This window comes from Pseudomonas sp. MS646 (genome assembly GCF_036693845.1).
GTDB classification, from domain to species: domain Bacteria; phylum Pseudomonadota; class Gammaproteobacteria; order Pseudomonadales; family Pseudomonadaceae; genus Aquipseudomonas; species Aquipseudomonas chlororaphis_E.
The window spans coordinates 2764336-2782085 of record NZ_CP144763.1; the positions used below are offsets into that span (position 1 = coordinate 2764336).

The window sequence follows — 17750 nt, forward strand, 5'->3', positions numbered from 1 at the left end:
TTGCCTATGCACCACTGACACACTGCATTCGCGAGCAAGCCCGCTCTCACAGGGTTTGTATCACCACCCCCAAAACTGCAACCACCAGCCATAGCCCACCCACCCGCTGGCCAATGCCAGGCAGGTCATGGCGGGCCATCGTCGAGGTGAGGGCGTCGATTCCAGGCGTTTGCAACCCAGCCACAGGCTCCAGGCGATCGCCGCCAGTAAAAGCGCGGCGCGCGCCGGCTGCACCCATTCGAGCAACAGCCCTTCATAGCGCAGCAGCTTCACCGTGGTGGCCGACAGACCGAGGAACAGGCCTGCACCACCGAGAGGCGTCAGGGTGATGGCCAGGGGCCAATATTGTGCGGAATCCCCCGAGAACCACGCGGCCAGGCGCATCAGCAGCGTCAGCGAAGTGCCGATCACCAGCGCACTCATGCCCAGGTACGCGACGATGCAGAAGCCGTCGAGCCAACTGAAGCTGTCGTTGAGTTGAGGGTAGTGGGTCAGCAGCCACCAGGGCGCGTTGTCCCGCAGTGGCCAGGTCAGATCATGGCTGACCAGCCATTCGGCCAAGTGTTGCTTGAGGGCTATGAACCAGGGACTGACGGTCCACTGGAAGGCGCCCATCGCCAGGCCGATGACGCCGAACAACAACAGGCGTGGTTCCCATGGCGAGAGCGTGTCGGCCGTTGAGTGGAGGATTTCCTCGTTGCTGGAGCGGGCAATCAGGCGCACCGCGTCGCGTTGGCCGCTGCAACGCCCACAGGCATGGCAATCGGCGGCGCCGCGTAGGCGGCGGATGTCCAGCAGTGGTGCGCAATTGGGCGGCGGACGACGTGGCGCGGGGTTCTCCAGCCAGCGTTGCTCGTTCACCTGGAAATGCAGCGGTGCCAGGCGCGCGAGCAGGGCGAAGACGCCACTGACCGGGCACAGATAGCGGCACCACACGCGCTTGCCTCGGGCAAACAGCAGCCCGACGATCACCGCCGCGACGGTCGAGCCGCCGAGAATCAACAGCGCCGCCTGGGCGTAGTCATAGACGCTGATCAGTTGCCCGTAGACCGTGGTCAGGCAGAACGCCAGGGTCGGCCAGCCGGCCCAGCGCAACGCCCTTGGCGTGCCCAGGCCCTTGCCATACTGACTGGCCCATTCGCTCAAGGCTCCCTCGGGGCACAGCACGCCGCACCAGAGCCGGCCGAACAGCACGATCGACAACAACACAAACGGCCACCACAGCCCCCAGAACAGGAACTGCGCCACCAGCGTGAGGTTATCGAACAGGCGCGCCTGGCTGCCGGGCAAGGGCGAGAAGGCGGGCACCACCAGCAACACCGCGTAGAACAGCACCACTGCCCATTGCACTGCGCGAATCGTTGCCCCATGGCGCCGCATGCCGTCGCCGAGGCGCTGGAGCCAGGGGTTTACGTCGGGCATGGAAGGCCGTCCGCTTTGCGTGGCCGCAGCCAACCGGCGACGAGGCCCCAGTAACCCAGCCACGCCAACAAGGTCAGCGCGCTGGGGCTGGCCCGGTAGCCGGTAAAATCAGCAAGGAAGCCACCCAGGCCGTGCCCGTCGTCCAGCAGCGCACTGCTGTCCCAGAGCGCGTCGCCAATGCCGCGATACACCGCCTCGGGCCAGTCCATTGCGAGCAATTGCCCGCCCACGCGCTCGATGCCGCTGACCAGCAGCGCCGCGCCCAGCAGCAACAGAATCGCTTCGCTGATGGCAAAGAACCTCGGCCATGAAATGAACCGGCGGCTGCCGTGCAACAACGAGACGGTCAGCAGCGCCAGCGCCAGGCCCGCCACTGCGCCAACGGCGAACAGGCCCAGCGACGGCCCTTGCAGGCGGGCGCCGGCGCCATACAGGAACACCACCGTTTCGCTGCCCTCGCGGCTGACCGCCAGCAACGCCAGCATCAGCAACCCCAGCCCACCCTGGCGCCCCAGGCGTTGGTCGGCGTGGCGCGTGAGGTCACGCTTGAGCATCGGCCCATGGCGATGCATCCAACCGACCATCTGCACGATCAGCCCGCTGGCGAGCAACGCCAGGGCCGCCTGGAACCATTCGTTGGCCGCGCCGCTCATGGCTTCGCCCGCCAGCATGATCAGCCCGGCCAGCACACCGGACAGCAGCAGGCCCAGCCCGGCGCCGCCCCACACGTAGCGCAGTAACGACCTGGCCTGGCGTTGCTGGCTGACCCAGGCCTGGAGAATGCCGATCACCAGCAACGCCTCGACGCTTTCGCGCCAGACAATAAACATCGATTGAGTCATGCACGTGTCTCCTGCGGGCGACTACTGGGCGAGAATCCCGCCCTCGGGCAGTTGCGGATTGAACTCGTCGAAAAACGGATAGTGCCCCGGCCGCAGGGGATGGATCACCACGAAGGTAGTGACGCCCGGCGACAGCACTTTTTCCACCCGCAGCGGCGTGCTCTCGAATTCCGCCGGGCCCTGGCCCACGTTCTTCAACACGATCTTGAAGCGCTGTCCGGCCGGCACTTGCAGCACTGGCGGGGTGAAATGGCCGTCACGCATGCTCAGCTCGTAGGTGGGCAACTCGGCATGGGCGATCGACGGCAGCATCAGGCCCGCCAGCAGCCACCCGGCCAAATGTCGACGGCGGGTGAGTAGCCGTCCGCGGCATGGACGATCCATCTTCAGTACCCGCCTTTTTTACCGATCCCGGCGTAGACGAATTCGTAGTGCAATTCACAGCGCTCGAACCACGGGGCGACACCGGTTTCCTTGTCGGTGTGGCGGCCGAGGGACCCATGGCCGCCCGGCGGCAGGACGGTGAAAGTCAGCTGGTACTTGCCGGGGCCGAGCAGCTTGACGTTGTCGCCATAGTGCGGCCCGTCATTGGCGACCATGGCATGGAAATCACCCTTGAGTTCGGTGTCGTTGCCTTGTTTCTTCAACTGGAACGATACGTTGAGGTAGGGCACGAAACTGCCTTCCTGGAAGCCTTGGTGATTGTCCGCCGTGGCGCGGATGTCGGCCTCCAGGTGGACGTCGGAATCGGCGGTCGCGCGCATCATCCCGGCGGGGGCCATTTCAATCGGTTGCAGGTAGACCGCACCGACTTCCAGCCCCGGACACAGTTGCGGTTCGCCGATGGGGTATTCCTTGGCCTGGGCCAACGGTGCGAGAAACAGCAAGGCGAGGGACAGCGGGGCGAGGGTACGCATAGTGACTTCCTGGACGGCGTAAGAGATGAGCGAGTCTAGGAAGCTTTGCTGCGAATAATAATGATTATTGTCAATTTTCAGCGTGATTGTGCGAAGCGGATGCCCGGGCGCTTATTGATCGAAATCAAGGTCGGTCCGGGCCCGAGGCGCTAGGGTGCAGGTACACCCATCTGTCCGCGGGGTCCCCATGGCCAAGCCCTTTCCCCTCAGTCCCAAGCACCCGGAGCGCATCTGCTGGGGCTGCGACCGTTACTGCGCGGCAACGGCCCTGGCCTGTGGCAACGGCGCCGACCGCACCATGCACCCGGCCGAGATGATCGGCGAGGATTGGTACCTGCATGGGGATTGGGGGTTGGAACTGACTGACATCACCGACAAAACCGTGGATGAGTTTGCAAAGCACCCGGAGAAATGAGCTGGCCCCTTGTGGCGAGGGGATAAATCCCCTCGCCACAAGGCCCGCAGGCCTGACTTCCGGTTATAGCTTCGGCAGCTGGCCAACCCGGCCCATCATCTCGGTCACGATCTGCAAATCCAGCAGGAATTGCTCGACCGTCTTGAACTCGTTGTCGTTGTGACCGGTGTACTTGACGTCCGGCATCGCCAGCCCGAATTGCACGCCGTTGGGCAGGTCATGGACCGAGGTGGCGCCGGCGGACGTGCCGTACTTGTGTTCCATGCCAAGGTTTTCACTGGCCACCGCCAGCAACGCCTTGACCCATTCGCCTTCAGGGTTGCGGTACATCGGCTCGTCGATGGAATAGTCGAAGGCCACCGCGACATGGGTCCGCTTGCTCCAGTCGGCCAGCTTGCCGGCGATCTCGCTCTTGAGCGCCTCGGTGGATTTACCCACCGGCACCCGCAGGTTGACCGCCAGCTTGAACGTCTTGTCGTCCATCCCGACATAGGTCAGCGACGCCGTCAGCGGGCCCATGAACGCGTCGGAGAAACCGATGCCCAGTTGCTTGCCCAGGTAGTCCAGACCCCAGTTGTCGGCGGCGTAGCGGGCCGCATCGGTGATGTGGTTGTGCTTGAGCGCGACCTTGCCGTCGAGGCTGTTGATGAAGCCCAGCATCCGCGCGACCGGGTTGACGCCTGATTCGGGCTCGGAGGAATGCGCGGAAACGCCGGTGAAGGTCAACTGGACATCCTTGCCGACGACCTGGCTGGTCACCTCGAAGTTGCCACCATTGCCCTTGGCGTACTCGGTGCCGGCCTTGAGCAGGCTGGCTGCCAATTCGGCGGGTTGGTCGGTGACGAAGGTGGCCACCGACGTCGACGGGATCTGGTTGGTCGCCAGGCCGCCGGTCAATGCGGTGATCTGCGCGCCCTTGCCCTGAGCCTCGCGTCGGGCGAAGTTTGCCATGACGGTGCCGTAGCCTTTCTCGGCAATCACCACGGGGTAGCCGCCATCCAGCGCCAGGTTGTAGTTGGGCGTTGGGTTGTGCTCGAAGTAATAAGGAATTGCGTCGCCGGTGGTTTCCTCGGTGGTGTCCACCAGCAGCTTGAAATGGCGCGCCAGCGGCAGGTTTTCTTCCTTGATGACTTTCATCGCATACAGCGCCACCACGATGCCGTTCTTGTCGTCTTCGGTGCCGCGACCGTACATGCGGTCGCCCACCAGGGTCACCTTGAACGGATCGAGCCGGGTGCCATCTTTCAACACCCAGTTTTCCGGCGTCACCGGCACGACGTCAGCATGGGCGTGGATGCCCACGACCTCGTCGCCGCTGCCTTCGAGGGAAATCTCGTAGACGCGATTGTCGACGTTGCGAAAGTTCAGGTTGAAGGACTGGGCAAGGCTTTTGATCTTCTCGGCGATCTTGAGGAACTCGGGGTTCTCGTGCTGGGCCACGCCTTCCTTGCGGTAGGTCGGGATCGCCACCAGCTCTTTCAGGGTTTCGGTGGCCGCGGCGCCATATTTCACCCGCGCGTAGATACCCAGCAGGCGATGGATTTCGTTCTGTTGTTCGGCTGTCAGGGTTTTGTTGCCGAGGAAGCCGTCGATGGCCGGGGCGAGGCCGGCGGTTTTTGCCGCGTCGCTCTTGCCGACGGTTGCCAGGAATTGACGGAAGTCGGTGACCGAGCTGTCGGAGAAGGTCTTGACGATGGCAGCGCTCTGTTGCGCAGTGATATTGGCGAAGGCAGGGGTGGTGATCGCGGCGAGGCTGGACAGCATCAGGGTGGTCACGGCCAGGTGCTTGAACGAAAAGTCCATTGCTGGGGGCATTCCTTTGCAGGGAGTTGAAGGAAGATGTTTCATTGGCGAAACAACTACGCAACGTAACACTGCAGGTCAGCGGGCGGGGAGTCTATGAGGTGGGATTTGTCGCACACTCAGGCAAAAACGGCGCAGAAATGAAAAACAAGGGTAGGCAGCCCATGTGGGAGCGGGCTTACCCGCGAAGGCGGCGGCACATTCGACATCTGTGTGACAGAGACACCGCTTTCGCGAGCAAGCCCGCTCCCACAGGCCATTGCGGCATTACTTAATGCGGGGCGCGAGGAATGGTCTTGAGCAAATCCTCAGGGCTGATGTAGCCGACCACTGGCTCTGCGGTGCTGCCTGGCAATGGCAGGTCAAGGATGTGGCCCTTGATCTTGCCCACCACGTGCATTTCGCAGGGCTTGCAGTCGAACTTCAAGGTCAGCACTTCATCCCCGTGGATCAGTTGCATCGGAGCCACCTTGGTGCGCACGCCGGTGACGCCCTTGGCTTGCTTGGGGCACAGGTTGAACGAGAAGCGCAGGCAGTGCTTGGTGATCATCACCGGCACTTCACCGGTTTCTTCGTGAGCCTCGAAGGCCGCGTCGATCAGTTTGACGCCGTGGCGGTGATAGAAGTCGCGGGCCTTCTGGTTATAGACGTTGGCCAGGAACGACAGGTGCGATTCCGGGTACACCGGCGGTGGGTTGGTCTCGGCCTTGCGGCCGCCACGGGGGTGAGCCGCGACGCGGGCCGTGGTCAACGCCTCGATGGCTTCACGGCGCAATGCCTTGAGCTGCGAGTTGGGAATGAAGAACGCTTGGGGCGCGTCCAGCTTGATCGACGTGGCGTGGTAGTCGGTGGTTCCCAACTGGCCGAGCAGGTCGTGCAGCTGCTCCAGGGCCTGCTCCGGCTTGTTGGCCACGCCGAACGGTCCGTCCAGGGCCACCTGGGTGCTGATGCCTTCCTCGCTGGTGGCGGTCAGCTCTAGGCCCTCTTCGCGCAGGCGGGCGACCCAGGCCAGGCCGATCCGGCGCTCGGAGGAGGTCTTGAGCAGCGCTTGCTGCCAGTTGTGGTCCAGGTTACGGCTCAACGGATGGTTGGGGCGCAGTTGATACAGGCCCGCTGGCATTTCGTTGGGCTCGACACGGTAGCGGTAGCGCTTCTGGCCGTCCTCTTCGAACTCACCCTTGGGCTCGGCGATGTTGGCCCGAAAGCCCACGACTTCACGCTTGACCAGCACGTTGAGACCATCGCCGTTGGACAGTGGGTCGAAGGTCACGACCTGCATGTCGCGCTTGCCGACTTTTTCCACCACGCCCACCGGCACGCCGGTGAAGGTCGGCGAGTCGAAGGCGCCGATGTCGATCTTGCGCTCGCTGACGAAATAGTCGGTGCTGCCCCGGTGGAAGGTCTTTTCCGGGTCGGGCACGAAGAAGTGCGCGGTGCGGCCGCTGGAGGCGCGGGCCAGGTCGGGGCGGTCTTCGAGGACGTCGTCCAGGCGCTGGCGATAGTAGGCGGTGATGTTTTTCACATAGCCGGCATCCTTGTAGCGCCCTTCGATCTTGAACGAGCGCACGCCGGCTTCCACCAGGGCGCGAATGTTGGCGCTCTGGTTGTTGTCCTTCATCGACAGCAGGTGTTTTTCGTAGGCGACCACCCGGCCCTGGTCATCCTTGAGGGTGTAGGGCAGGCGGCAGGCCTGGGAGCAGTCGCCGCGGTTGGCGCTGCGACCGTTCTGGGCGTGAGAAATGTTGCACTGGCCGGAAAAGGCCACGCACAGGGCGCCGTGGATGAAAAATTCGATGGCCGCGTCGGTCTCGTCGGCGATGGCGCGGATTTCCTGCAGGTTCAGCTCACGGGCCAACACCAGCTGCGAGAAACCGGCCTGGTCGAGGAACTTCGCCCGCGCCAGGGTACGAATGTCGGTCTGGGTGCTGGCGTGCAGCTCGATCGGCGGGATGTCCAGTTCCATCACCCCCAAGTCCTGGACGATCAGCGCATCGACACCGGCGTCGTACAGTTGGTGGATCAACTGGCGGGCCGGCTCCAGTTCGTTGTCGTGCAAGATGGTGTTGATCGTGGTGAACACCCGGGCGTGGTAGCGATGGGCGAACTCCACCAGCCGGGCGATATCGCTCACTTCGTTGCAGGCGTTGTGTCGGGCGCCGAAGCTCGGGCCACCGATGTACACGGCGTCGGCGCCATGCAGGATGGCCTCGCGGGCGATGGTCACGTCGCGGGCGGGGCTGAGCAATTCCAGATGATGTTTGGGCAAGGACATGGGTTTTATAGTCAGGCTGGTCACGGTCGAAGCGAGCATTGTAGCCGCCAGGCGCCTTGCCGGCACCTGCGGACTTCGGATTGCCGCGCGCGGACCGATGCACGGCGCGGCGCGGGCGATCAGGCGGGTACCGTGGCCGCACTGCACCAGCGGTTGCGGCCGGTGTTCTTGGCCAGGTACAGGAAGGCGTCGGCGGCCTTGATCAGCATCGCCGGCGTGACGTCCTCGATGGCTGGCTGGCAGGTGGCCACACCCGCGCTGGCGGTGACCAGCCCCAGTGGATGGTCGCCGTGTTCGATGCCCAGCGCCCGGATGCCCTCCAGGATGGCCTGGGCGACCTGGGCCGCCCCGGCGTTGTCGGTGTTGGGCAACAGGACGGTCAACTCTTCGCCACCGTACCGCACGGCCAGGTCCCCCGGGCGCTTGATGGTTTTCTGGACCGCCACGGCAATCGCACGCAGGCAATCGTCCCCGGCGGCGTGGCCGTACTTGTCGTTGAAACGCTTGAAGTAGTCGACATCGAGCATGATCATCGCCAACGACGAGCCCTGGCGCTTGGCCAGGCGAAGCGCCTCGGCCAGGGCACTGTCCAGGCGCCGGCGGTTGCCCAGGCCGGTCAGGCTGTCGGTCAGCGCCATGTCGCGCATGGTCTGGTGAGCGCTGCGGATCTGCTTCTCCATGCTCATCCGATAGCGCAACTGGCTCAGCACGATGAGCCCGAAGCCGACGAGTATCGCGATCAGGAAAATCAGCACGAGGCCGGTCTTGAACAGGTCGCGACGCCACGGCGCGATGATCGACTCCCGGGACAGGCCTGCCTCCACCACCAGTGGATAGGTGGTCAGGGCGCGGTAGCCGTATAGCCGCTCGGTGTCATCGATCACGGCCCTGGCCTCGGCCACGCCCTGGTTCGAGGTGGGCAGGAAGTTCTTGAAGATCACACTGTTGACCAGGCTCTTGCCGACCACCGAGGCGAAGAAGGGCCGGCGTACCAGGATGGTCCCGCTGCGTGTGGCCAGGACGAGCGCGCCCTTGTCGTCGATCTTGAAATCGCCGTAGTAGTCGACGAAGTAGCTGACCTTGACGGTGCCCAGCAGCACGCCGGCGAAGGAGCCGTCGGGGTTGTTCAGGCGTCGGGAGATGGGGATGATCAGGTCGTTGGTGGAGCGGCTCCTGATCACCTCGCCGATTCTCACGTTGCGGTCTTCGTGGGTGCGGTGGTACTGGAAGTAGTCCCGGTCGGCGTTGTTCGGCATTTCCGGGATCACTTCCTTGTCCGTCACCAGCCATTGGCCATCGGGGCCGTAGATGAACAGCCCGTGCAACTGCGGCATGATGGCGGATTGCTGGACCAGCAGCTTGTGGATGCGCGGGATGTCGATGTTCTGCAGCCCGTCACCTTCGACCCGCTCACTCAACGCGGCGGTCACCACATCCACTTGTCGGATGGTGTCTTCGGCATGCTGCGCCGTCGCCCGTGCCAGGTTCGTCACCGAGTCGTGGGCGGCGGCAAAGGCGGCGCGATAATCACGCCACGTCCGCCAGCCTTCAACGGCCAGGAACGCCACGACCACCACCAGCATGAAACTCACGGTGAGCCGCAGCGCGGCTCCAGCCCGTGCAGCCTGGGGCGAGAAGGCTTCGTCAGAGTTGTCTACCTCTGGCTCTGGCCGTTTGCGTCCGAGCATCAACATTTTCCTTTTTACGACGGGCTGCGCATTTATTATTGGAAGCCTATCTTATTCGAATTCGGAACAATAATCGTTGTAAGGGAGCCAGGATGAAAGTTGGCGTCATCTCCGATACCCATGGGCTGCTCCGCCCCGAGGCGATAGCCGCGTTGCAGGGCTGCGAACGGATCATCCACGCCGGCGACATCGGCAGCCCGCACATTCTGGACCAACTGGCGGCCATTGCGCCGTTGCAGGTGGTGCGGGGGAATAACGACCTTGCGGCCGATTGGGCCGCTCATCTGGCTGATTGCCTGCAATTGGACCTGGAGGGTTGGGCGGGGCTGTTGGTTCACGATATTGCCGATGTGCCGACGCCCCTCGACCCGAGTGTGAAGCTGGTGATCACCGGCCACTCCCACCAGCCGGGCATCGACTGGCGCGGCGAACGGCTGTACCTGAACCCCGGCAGTGCCGGCCGACGGCGTTTCAAGCTGCCGGTGACATTGGCGTTGCTGGAGGTCAGCGCCAGCGGAATCGAGCCGCGGATTGTTCCGCTGCTGGAGTAACGCTGTACCGGCCGAGGATTGATGGCGGCCCATGGATCCGGGTTATGCCGAAGCGCGGGAGCTTGCCCGGCAATGCGCCGTCCACGCCCATTTGCAGCCAAGGATGCCTGGAACCGGTTGCCGCAAGCGACCAAGCTCGCGCAAATCCATGCCCGGTAAGCCGTGGCTGCGCACGCTTTGATTTCAGCAAAAAAACGCCCGCCAAAGCAACGTGGGCGGGCGTCTGGGAAGACCAGCGCACAAAGGAGCGCTGGCCGGTGTTGGCAGGGCGGATTACGCCACTGGAATCGACGGGTCTGCCGCGGCCAGGGCAGCGGCGCGATCAGCGGCCGGCGGGTAGATCCAGACGCTGTTGATCTGGGTCTTGAGGTCCTTGGCTTCCTGACCGACCAACTTGAGCTGGCGATCCCAGCCTTCGGTGTACACCGCGCCCCAGGCGCCGAGGTCCAGGCAGGTCACGTACTTGGGCTGGCTGTAGGGCATCGGCGCGACGCCGAGCAGGTCGGCCGCGACGTTGTGGCCGGCGTAACGGCCCAGGGCGATGGCGTGCTGGCAGGACATCACCGCGTGGTTGCCCAGCGTGTCGGTGGCGGCGTAGGCCACGTCACCGGCGGCGAAAACATGGGCCTGCCCCAGCACTTTCAGCTGGCTGTCGACGTGCAGGCGGCCCTGGGGATCCCGGGTGCCAGCGATATGCTGGGTCAGTGGACTGGCGCGAAAGCCCACGGTCCAGATCACGGTGCGCGATTCGATGCGCTGGCCGTTCGACAGGGTCACGCCGGCGGCGTCCACCGACTCCACCGAAGCGTTGAGGATCCACTCGATGCCCAAGTGCGCCGAGGCTTCGATGATGGATGGACGGATACCGTCGCCCATCGAGGCCGCAATCTGCGGGCCGCGGTCCACCACGATGACCCGGATGGGCGCGTCCTCGCCGAGCACGGCGCGTAGGCGCGCGGGCAGTTCGGTGGCCGTTTCGATCCCGGTGAACCCGCCGCCGGCGACCACGACGGTGTTGCGGGCAGGGCTGTCCGGCAGGTTGGCGAGGGCCTTGATGTGGTCTTCCAGTTGAGTGGCCTGTTCGATCTGGTCGACGTCGAAGGCGTGCTCGACCACCCCGGCCAGGTCAGGGCGAATCAGCTGACTGCCGGCCGCAAGCACCAGGCGATCATAGGCCAGCGTGCCCTGGGCGCCGGACGCATCGTGGTAGCTCACCTGCTTGAGCGTGTCATCGACACTGTCGGCAAACCCTTGTACGAAGTGCACGCCCACCGCGTCGAACAGGCCACCCAGCGGGGCCAGCATGGTGTGCACGTCCGGCTCATAGAACCGCGGGCGGATGCGCAGTTCCGCCTGGGGCGCCAGGACCGTGATCTGCACGTCGTTGCGATCGTGCAGGTCCAGCAGGCGTGCCGCGCTCAAGGCGCTCCAGACCCCGCCGAAGCCTGCGCCGACAATCAGAATATGCTGTTTCATGAGTTGCTCCCGAAGACTGGATCGATACGTCGAGTTATTTAGGTTTTCAGCGTGACAGTGATGACCAGGCGTGATTGAAAACAGCTTGGCTGGCATCAACAGCAAGGTGATGTACAGCAATGCGGGGATCCGGTCGGAATGGGTTTCGGAATCGAGGATGACGATTCTGCACGCCACCACTCGCCCGACCGCTCAGCCCAGGGCATTGCCTGGGTATCTTAGAAGCGCGGCATTTCCATCCGGTAGGACATAAAACCCTGAAATCCGGCCAAGCCTGCCCACCCGGCCTGCTTGAGGCCGTCCCAGCTCTGGCGGATCAGCGGGAAAAGCGGTTGCGATAGTCCCGTGGGGAAATCGCGAGATGGCGCTGGAAAGTGTTGCGCATGCGGTCCTCGTCGCCGAAACCGCATGAGCGGGCGATCTGGTCGATGTTGCGTGGGGAGTCTTCCAGTTGCCGTCGGGCGGCTTCGAGGCGGAACAGTTCGACGGCTTTGGCCGGGGTGCGGCCGGTCTGGCGCTTGTAGACCCGGGCGAAATTGCGTGGGCTCATGCCGGCCTGTTGGGCCAGTCGGTCGATGGTCAGGTGGGTGTCGTCCAGATGTTCGGCGATCCAGACGTGCAGTTCATCGAATCCGGCGCTGTCCTGCATCTGCAATTGCAACATCTGGCTGAACTGTGCCTGGCCGCCGGGGCGCTTGAGAAAGACCACCAGTTCCCGGGCCACCTGAAGGGCCACGTCGCGACCGCAATCGGCCTCGACCAGCGCCAGGGCCATGTCGATCCCGGCACTGACACCCGCCGAGGTCCACACGGCGTCCTGTTGGACGAAGATCGCATCCAGGTCCACCTCGACCAACGGAAATCGGCTCCTGAGCAGGTCGCACATGGCCCAGTGGGTGGCGGCCCGGCGTCCATCCAGCAGACCGGCCTGGGCCATGAGGAACGTCCCGCTGCACACCGAGGCGGTGCGCCGGGCCTTGAGCGAGGCAGCCCGCAGCCACGCCACCAGGTCGACGCAGTCGATCATCGCCTGGCGTATGTCCGGCGCGCCGGGCACGATCAGCGTGTCGATGCCGGCGCCGTCCAGTCGGTCCAGGGCACAGGTGTCCACGACCAGCCCTTCGGCGGTGCGCATCAGCCCGCCCGCCAGGCTTGCGGTGTGCATTGCATAGCCGGGCAATCCGCGCTCGGCCATGGCCTTGGTGGCGGCCCAGAACACGGTCTGGGCGCCGGTCAGGTCCAGCAGGCCCATCTGCGGGTAGGCCAGGAAGACCAGCGTGCGCGGGCGGGACATCGATTCGGTAGCAACGCCTACGTCCTGGATCATTTCGTTCATGGTGGTTTTCGCGGTGGGTGATCGTCGATGGCGGGAGGATCCAAGTGACCGCCCGGCGCCGGGTATGCGGACCTGGTCGATTATCCGTTTTCAGCACAATTGCACAATCGTTTGCCTGGACGGAACAGAATTTGCGTGGCCTTCGGCTGGTAAGTCCTGCAATCACCAAGGGTCAGGTCAATGAGCAATCCCACTATGGCGCACCGACCGCAGCCGGTGCCGTTGCCACCGATCAATCGGTTTCGCACGGCAGACATCGACGAGCATGCCCGCAACATGGGCGGCTGGCAGGTCAGCTACAACCAGTTGACGCCCGGACGCTTCGAAGGCGAGCTGATCGAGTTCCGCTCGGACTGGATGCAATTGGTGCGCGACCGCTCTAATCAGGCCATGACCAAGCACGGGATGGCCTGGGACGGCGCCATTACCTTCAGCGTGCCGTTGAGCGCGGACGGCCCGGTCTTTTGCTCCGGACACCCGATCCTTGAGCCCAGCCTGCTGGTCGCCCGGGGTCACAATCTGCCGGAATTGCGCACGCCTCAGCACCTCGACCTGCTCGGTGTCGCCGTTGACGAGCGGGCGCTCGAACATGTGCTGGAGCGCCAGGGCAGCCGTTTTCGAATTACCGATCTTCCCAAGTGTTACCGCCTCGGTGACTCAACGTTGCCGGCCGAACTCGCCGCGCTGTTCGATGAGCTGGAAGGGGGCGAGCAGGGCCGCGAGTCGCTGCTGGGGTACGAGTCGATTCGCCGGGGCCTGCGCGACACCGTGATGTTGCAGGTGCTGGAGCTGGTGGCGCCGGACCAGGCGGCGCCTCCTCTCAGTCCCACCGCGCGCAAGCGCATGGTCGACCGTGCCCGGGAGTACGCCATGACCCATGTCGACGAGCCGTTGTCGATCCTGGACCTGTGCAACCACATCGGCGCCAGCCGGCGCAAGTTGCAGTACTGCTTCCAGGAAACCCTGGGCATCAACCCGGTGGCCTATTTGCGGGCATTGCGCCTCAATGCCGTGCGTCGCGAGTTGCGCAATGGCGAGCAGGCCCATGGTGTCCAGGAAGTGGCTGCGCGCTGGGGATTCTGGCATTTGAGCCGGTTTTCCAGCGACTACCGGGTCCTTTTCGGCGAAACGCCCTCGCAAACCCTGCGTCGCACGCATCTGTGCTGAAAACGGATAACCGCCCGCGCGCCGGCTGCCTAGGATGACCCCACCACCACTTGGTCGGAAGGGGCATTCAATGAGTCAGAATAAGAAAACCAACCGCTTGCGTTGCATGTGCTTCACCTTGGGAATGTTGGGTCTGTGTGCCGCTGTCCAGGCGACGGAAAACGGTGCACCGACCACGGCAGTCGGGGTCTACGATTTTGGCGCGGGCATGATGCCCCCGGCCACGCCCTACGGGACGGTCGGCCTGCGTACGGCGTTCTATTCGGCCAACGTGCAGAAGGACCGCCACGGCAAGGCACTGGACAACAATTTCTCCCTGGACGTGCTCTCCATCGGCCTGGCCTACATGCGCATGACCGATTACACCGTGCTGGGGGCCAAGTACGGCTTCGGCACCGTGGTGCCGTTCTTCAAGATGGACGCCTCGGTGCGGGTGCAGACACCGGTCGGTCCGCTGGACCTGGAAGCCGATCCGTTTCGTCTCGCCGACATCCAGGTGTTGCCGGTGATCCTGCAATGGACGCTGTCGCCGAACCTGTTCGTCAATGCCCAGTTCCAGGTCCAGGCACCCACGGGCGACTACGACAAGGATCGCCTGATTTCCCCTGGGCTCAATCACTGGACATTCTCCCCGATCCTCAACGCCACTTACATTTCCGACAGCGGCTTCGAGGTGTCCTCCAGTTTTGAAGCCGACATCAACACCCGCAACGAAGACACCGACTACAAGAACGGCGTCGAGTACCGGCATGAGTTCGCCGTGGGCCAGCACGTCGGGCCCTGGACCGTGGGCGTGGGCGGGTATTACTACCGCCAGTTCACCGACGACGATGCGCCAGGGCTGGAGTCTGGCAACCGTGCCCGGGTCATGGCCGTCGGGCCGGCGGTCAGCTACTTCAAGCCCGGCATGCCGCCGGTGTGGCTGCACGTCTACAAGGAGCTTGACGCGCGCAACCGCGCCGAGGGCTACACCGCTGCGTTGCGTATTTCCCAGAGTTTCTGAAGGGGCTCGTCATGAACCAATCAAATTCCGTATCAACGGCCCCGGTGCGTCAGGCCGGTGGGCGTGAAGGGCTGGTGCTGATGCTCGGCAGCAGCCTGACCATCATGGGCTCGGTGATGGTCGCGCCGATCCTGCCCCGGCTGGGCGCCGAGTTCGGCCCCGTGGAGCCCCGTGCCGATCTGCTGGTGCCGTTGGCGGTCACCGGTCCGGCCCTGGCGATTGCCTTGTTCGCGCCTCTGGCCGGATGGCTGGCCGACCGGGTCGGGCGCAAGGCCTTGCTGGTGATTGCCACCTTGCTCTACGCCGTGCTTGGCGCACTGCCGGCGCTGCTCGACAGCCTGCCGTCGATCGTCGGCGCGAGGCTGTTGTTTGGCTGCACCGAAGCGGCGGTGATGACGTGCTGCGCCACACTGATCGCCGACTACTGGCAGGGCGAAGAGCGGCTGCGCTACGTCAATCGCCAGGTGGTGACCATCGGCTTGGTGGGGGCGCTGTTTTTCGTGGTGGGGGGCGCGCTCGGCGAGCACTCGTGGCGTTCGCCGTTCCTGTTGTACCTGCTGCCGCTGCTGCTGGTGCCGGCGATGATGAAGGTGTTGTGGGAGCCGCCGGTGACCCGGCGCCACAGCGTCGAGCAACCGCTCGCCGATTCGGGCCCGAGCAAGGTGGCGGTGCTGCAACTGGTGGTCGGCTACCTGATGGTCATGGGCGGCATGGTCCTGACCTTCGTCGTACCGATCCAGGCACCGATGCTGCTGGTCAGCCTCGGCATCACCTCTAGCACGATGATCGGGATGGCCGCCGGGCTGAGCCTGTTGGCGACCCTGGGCGGCTCGTTGATGTGGCCGCTGTTGCGCCGGCGCTTCGGGGTTGCCGGTTGCAACGCGCTGTTGCTGGGCCTGATCGGACTGGGGCTGTGGCTGCTGATGCGTGCCCAGAGCTACAACGCCGTGCTGGTGGCGGTGGTCATCCAGGGCCTGGGTTCGGGGCTGTTGGTGCCTAACGTGATGGCGCCGGTGATGAACGCATTGACCGCCACCACCCGCGGTCGAGGCTTGGGCGGTTTCACGTCCTGCCTGTACATCGGCCAGTTCGTCAGCCCGCTGGTGGTGGCCTTCGTGGGCAGCTTCGCCGGGGACCTGCGCCAGTCCATCCAATGGCTGGCCTTCGCCGGATGCATCGCCGCACTGCTCTGGGTGGTCGTGGGCCTGCGCACACGCGGCCAGGGCCAGTCGACTTCCATCGGTACACGTCAATCGTCATGAAACAAGGAATCTGAACATGGGTATGCAAGACATTCACCATTTGATGGACCGCGAAGACGGCACGGCGCTGGCCGAGTGGGTCAGGCGCGGTGAGGTTGGCCCTGGCGAGTTGCTGGAAACCGCCATCGAGCGCCTGGAGCAAGTCGAGCCGCACATCAACGCCGTGGCCGAGCGGTTGTACGAGTCGGCGCGGGAGGTCGCCCGCACGGCCGCGGTTGGCCAGGGCCTGCTTGCCGGCGTGCCGACCTTGATCAAGGACTTGTTTTCCCCGGTCGCCGGTGCGGCGATGACCAACGGTTCTCGCTCCCTGGGGGATTTTCGGGCGGACTTCGAATCGGAAGTGGTGACGCGTCTACGGCGCGCGGGTTGCCAGGTGATGGGCACCAGCACGTCGCCGGAGTTCGGCACGTCCTACTCCACTGAATCCACGCGCTTCGGCGCTACGCGCAACCCGTGGAGCACCGGGCACAGCGCGGGCGGTTCCAGCGGCGGCGCGGCGGCACTGGTGGCGGCCCGCGTGGTGCCCTTCGCCCATGGCAACGACGGCGGTGGCTCATTGCGCGTGCCGGCGTCCTGCTGTGGCGTGTTCGGTTTCAAACCCAGTCGTGGCTTGTTGCCGTCGGGGCCGATGGTCGGCGAGGGCTGGGCCGGGATGGGCACCGCCCATGCGATCACTTTGTCGGTACGTGACAGTGCCGCGCTGTTGGACGCCACTGCCGGCATCGACCTGGGCGCGCCCTATGCCGCGCCGGTCCAGGCGCTGCCGTATGTGACGGCGGTGCAATGTGACCCAAGACCGTTGCGCATTGCCCTGGTCGAACAACTCGCGCCCTGGCCGACATCGTCCCAGAGCCTCCAGGCCTTGAACGAGGCCGCGCGGTTGTGCGAATCCCTGGGGCACCGTGTCGAGCCGGTCAGCCTGCCGGTGGTGTTGCCGGAGTTTCTCAACCAGGTGTTCACCATCATTGGCGCCAGTACCCGGCACTATGTCGACTTGCTGGGCGAGATGCGGGGCGCGCAGGTGCAGGCGGAGGAGTTGGAGGTGCGCACCCGGATCATCCTGCGGGACAAGGGGCATGTCACCGGTGCCCAGTACGCCGGGGCGGTGGAATGGATTCATGCGTTGGGGCGGCAGTTGGCGACGTTCATGCAGGATTACGATGTGATCCTGACCCCGGTGCTGACCCGTGAGCCGGCGCCCATTGGTGAGCTTGACCTCCAGGACGTGTGCATGAGCCTTGAGCAACTGATCGAGCGCTATCACAGTTACTCGCCGTTTACCGCGCTGTTCAATGCCAGCGGCCAGCCGGCCATGTCGGTGCCGTTGTCCTGGAGTGCCAACGGCTTGCCGATAGGCGCGCACTTTGCCGGTCGCTTTGGCGAGGAAAGCACCTTGCTGGCCCTGGCCGCGCAACTGGAACGCGCCCAACCCTGGCGCGGTCGCGTGCCGCCGGTCAATGCCTGCCAGCGTTGAGCATGGGCGGTGGAGACACCGCCTATCCAGGTTGTTGCAAGAGGGCCGCTTTCGCGAGCCGCTCGCTCCCACGGAAGGTGGGAGTGAGCCTGCTCGCGAAGGCGATTTCTGCTTTGGATTAT

General features: G+C 64.5%; 15 protein-coding genes. 6 read left to right on the plus strand and 9 right to left on the minus strand.

Annotated elements, in window-relative coordinates; all coding sequences use genetic code 11:
• Window positions 1–60: 60 nt before the first annotated feature.
• Genes V3H56_RS12210 through V3H56_RS12225 form a run of 4 tightly spaced genes read right to left on the minus strand, consistent with a single transcriptional unit; the run spans window position 61 to window position 3181 of the window.
• On the minus strand, window positions 61–1422 hold the full coding sequence (locus V3H56_RS12210) for a 4Fe-4S binding protein (protein ID WP_047738035.1): 1362 nt from the start codon (window positions 1420–1422) through the stop codon (window positions 61–63).
• Entirely contained in the window at window positions 1410–2264 is an 855-nt protein-coding gene (locus V3H56_RS12215) for an FTR1 family protein (protein ID WP_042728375.1), read from the minus strand. Before V3H56_RS12215 ends, V3H56_RS12210 begins: the two co-directional genes overlap by 13 nt.
• A gap of 21 nt (window positions 2265–2285) precedes the next feature.
• Entirely contained in the window at window positions 2286–2648 is a 363-nt protein-coding gene (locus V3H56_RS12220) for a cupredoxin domain-containing protein (protein ID WP_042728376.1), read from the minus strand.
• Between the two features lie 2 nt (window positions 2649–2650).
• Window positions 2651–3181 carry an iron transporter gene (locus V3H56_RS12225; RefSeq protein ID WP_042728377.1) on the minus strand — a complete coding sequence of 177 codons (531 nt, stop codon included), beginning with the start codon at window positions 3179–3181 and terminating at the stop codon, window positions 2651–2653.
• A 187-nt stretch (window positions 3182–3368) separates the two neighbouring features.
• Between V3H56_RS12225 and V3H56_RS12230 the strand changes: the two genes are divergently transcribed.
• Window positions 3369–3596 carry a DUF3079 domain-containing protein gene (locus V3H56_RS12230; RefSeq protein ID WP_047738039.1) on the plus strand — a complete coding sequence of 76 codons (228 nt, stop codon included), beginning with the start codon at window positions 3369–3371 and terminating at the stop codon, window positions 3594–3596.
• A 63-nt stretch (window positions 3597–3659) separates the two neighbouring features.
• On the opposite strand, the gene V3H56_RS12235 is transcribed toward V3H56_RS12230, so the two are convergent.
• The 3 genes from V3H56_RS12235 to V3H56_RS12245 form a co-directional block, all read right to left on the minus strand.
• Window positions 3660–5399 carry a dipeptidase gene (locus V3H56_RS12235; protein ID WP_047738042.1) on the minus strand — a complete coding sequence of 580 codons (1740 nt, stop codon included), beginning with the start codon at window positions 5397–5399 and terminating at the stop codon, window positions 3660–3662.
• Window positions 5400–5670: 271 nt separating this feature from the next.
• Window positions 5671–7671 carry a U32 family peptidase gene (locus V3H56_RS12240; protein WP_338474691.1) on the minus strand — a complete coding sequence of 667 codons (2001 nt, stop codon included), beginning with the start codon at window positions 7669–7671 and terminating at the stop codon, window positions 5671–5673.
• 119 nt (window positions 7672–7790) lie between these two features.
• Window positions 7791–9359 carry a sensor domain-containing diguanylate cyclase gene (locus V3H56_RS12245; protein WP_047738044.1) on the minus strand — a complete coding sequence of 523 codons (1569 nt, stop codon included), beginning with the start codon at window positions 9357–9359 and terminating at the stop codon, window positions 7791–7793.
• A gap of 92 nt (window positions 9360–9451) precedes the next feature.
• Between V3H56_RS12245 and V3H56_RS12250 the strand changes: the two genes are divergently transcribed.
• The gene (locus V3H56_RS12250) at window positions 9452–9910 is read left to right on the plus strand and encodes a metallophosphoesterase family protein (RefSeq protein ID WP_053144799.1); all 459 of its coding nucleotides are present in this window, start codon (window positions 9452–9454) and stop codon (window positions 9908–9910) included.
• 273 nt (window positions 9911–10183) lie between these two features.
• Here V3H56_RS12250 and V3H56_RS12255 read toward each other — a convergent pair whose 3' ends face one another.
• Complete coding sequence (locus tag V3H56_RS12255; protein ID WP_047738076.1) at window positions 10184–11386, minus strand: NAD(P)/FAD-dependent oxidoreductase; 1203 nt, start codon at window positions 11384–11386, stop codon at window positions 10184–10186.
• A 316-nt stretch (window positions 11387–11702) separates the two neighbouring features.
• Window positions 11703–12722: a helix-turn-helix domain-containing protein gene (locus tag V3H56_RS12260; protein ID WP_047738078.1), complete on the minus strand. Its 1020-nt coding sequence runs from the start codon at window positions 12720–12722 to the stop codon at window positions 11703–11705.
• Between the two features lie 180 nt (window positions 12723–12902).
• Between V3H56_RS12260 and V3H56_RS12265 the strand changes: the two genes are divergently transcribed.
• The 4 genes from V3H56_RS12265 to V3H56_RS12280 all read left to right on the plus strand — a co-directional run bounded on the left by V3H56_RS12265 (window position 12903) and on the right by V3H56_RS12280 (window position 17628).
• On the plus strand, window positions 12903–13889 hold the full coding sequence (locus V3H56_RS12265; RefSeq protein ID WP_047738080.1) for a helix-turn-helix domain-containing protein: 987 nt from the start codon (window positions 12903–12905) through the stop codon (window positions 13887–13889).
• A gap of 70 nt (window positions 13890–13959) precedes the next feature.
• Window positions 13960–14892, plus strand: coding sequence for a transporter (locus tag V3H56_RS12270; RefSeq protein WP_047738082.1), 933 nt, complete (start codon window positions 13960–13962; stop codon window positions 14890–14892).
• A gap of 11 nt (window positions 14893–14903) precedes the next feature.
• Window positions 14904–16154, plus strand: a complete 1251-nt coding sequence (locus V3H56_RS12275; RefSeq protein WP_338474692.1) for an MFS transporter — start codon at window positions 14904–14906, stop codon at window positions 16152–16154.
• Between the two features lie 16 nt (window positions 16155–16170).
• The gene (locus V3H56_RS12280; protein ID WP_080964327.1) at window positions 16171–17628 is read left to right on the plus strand and encodes an amidase; all 1458 of its coding nucleotides are present in this window, start codon (window positions 16171–16173) and stop codon (window positions 17626–17628) included.
• Window positions 17629–17750 lie beyond the last annotated feature (122 nt).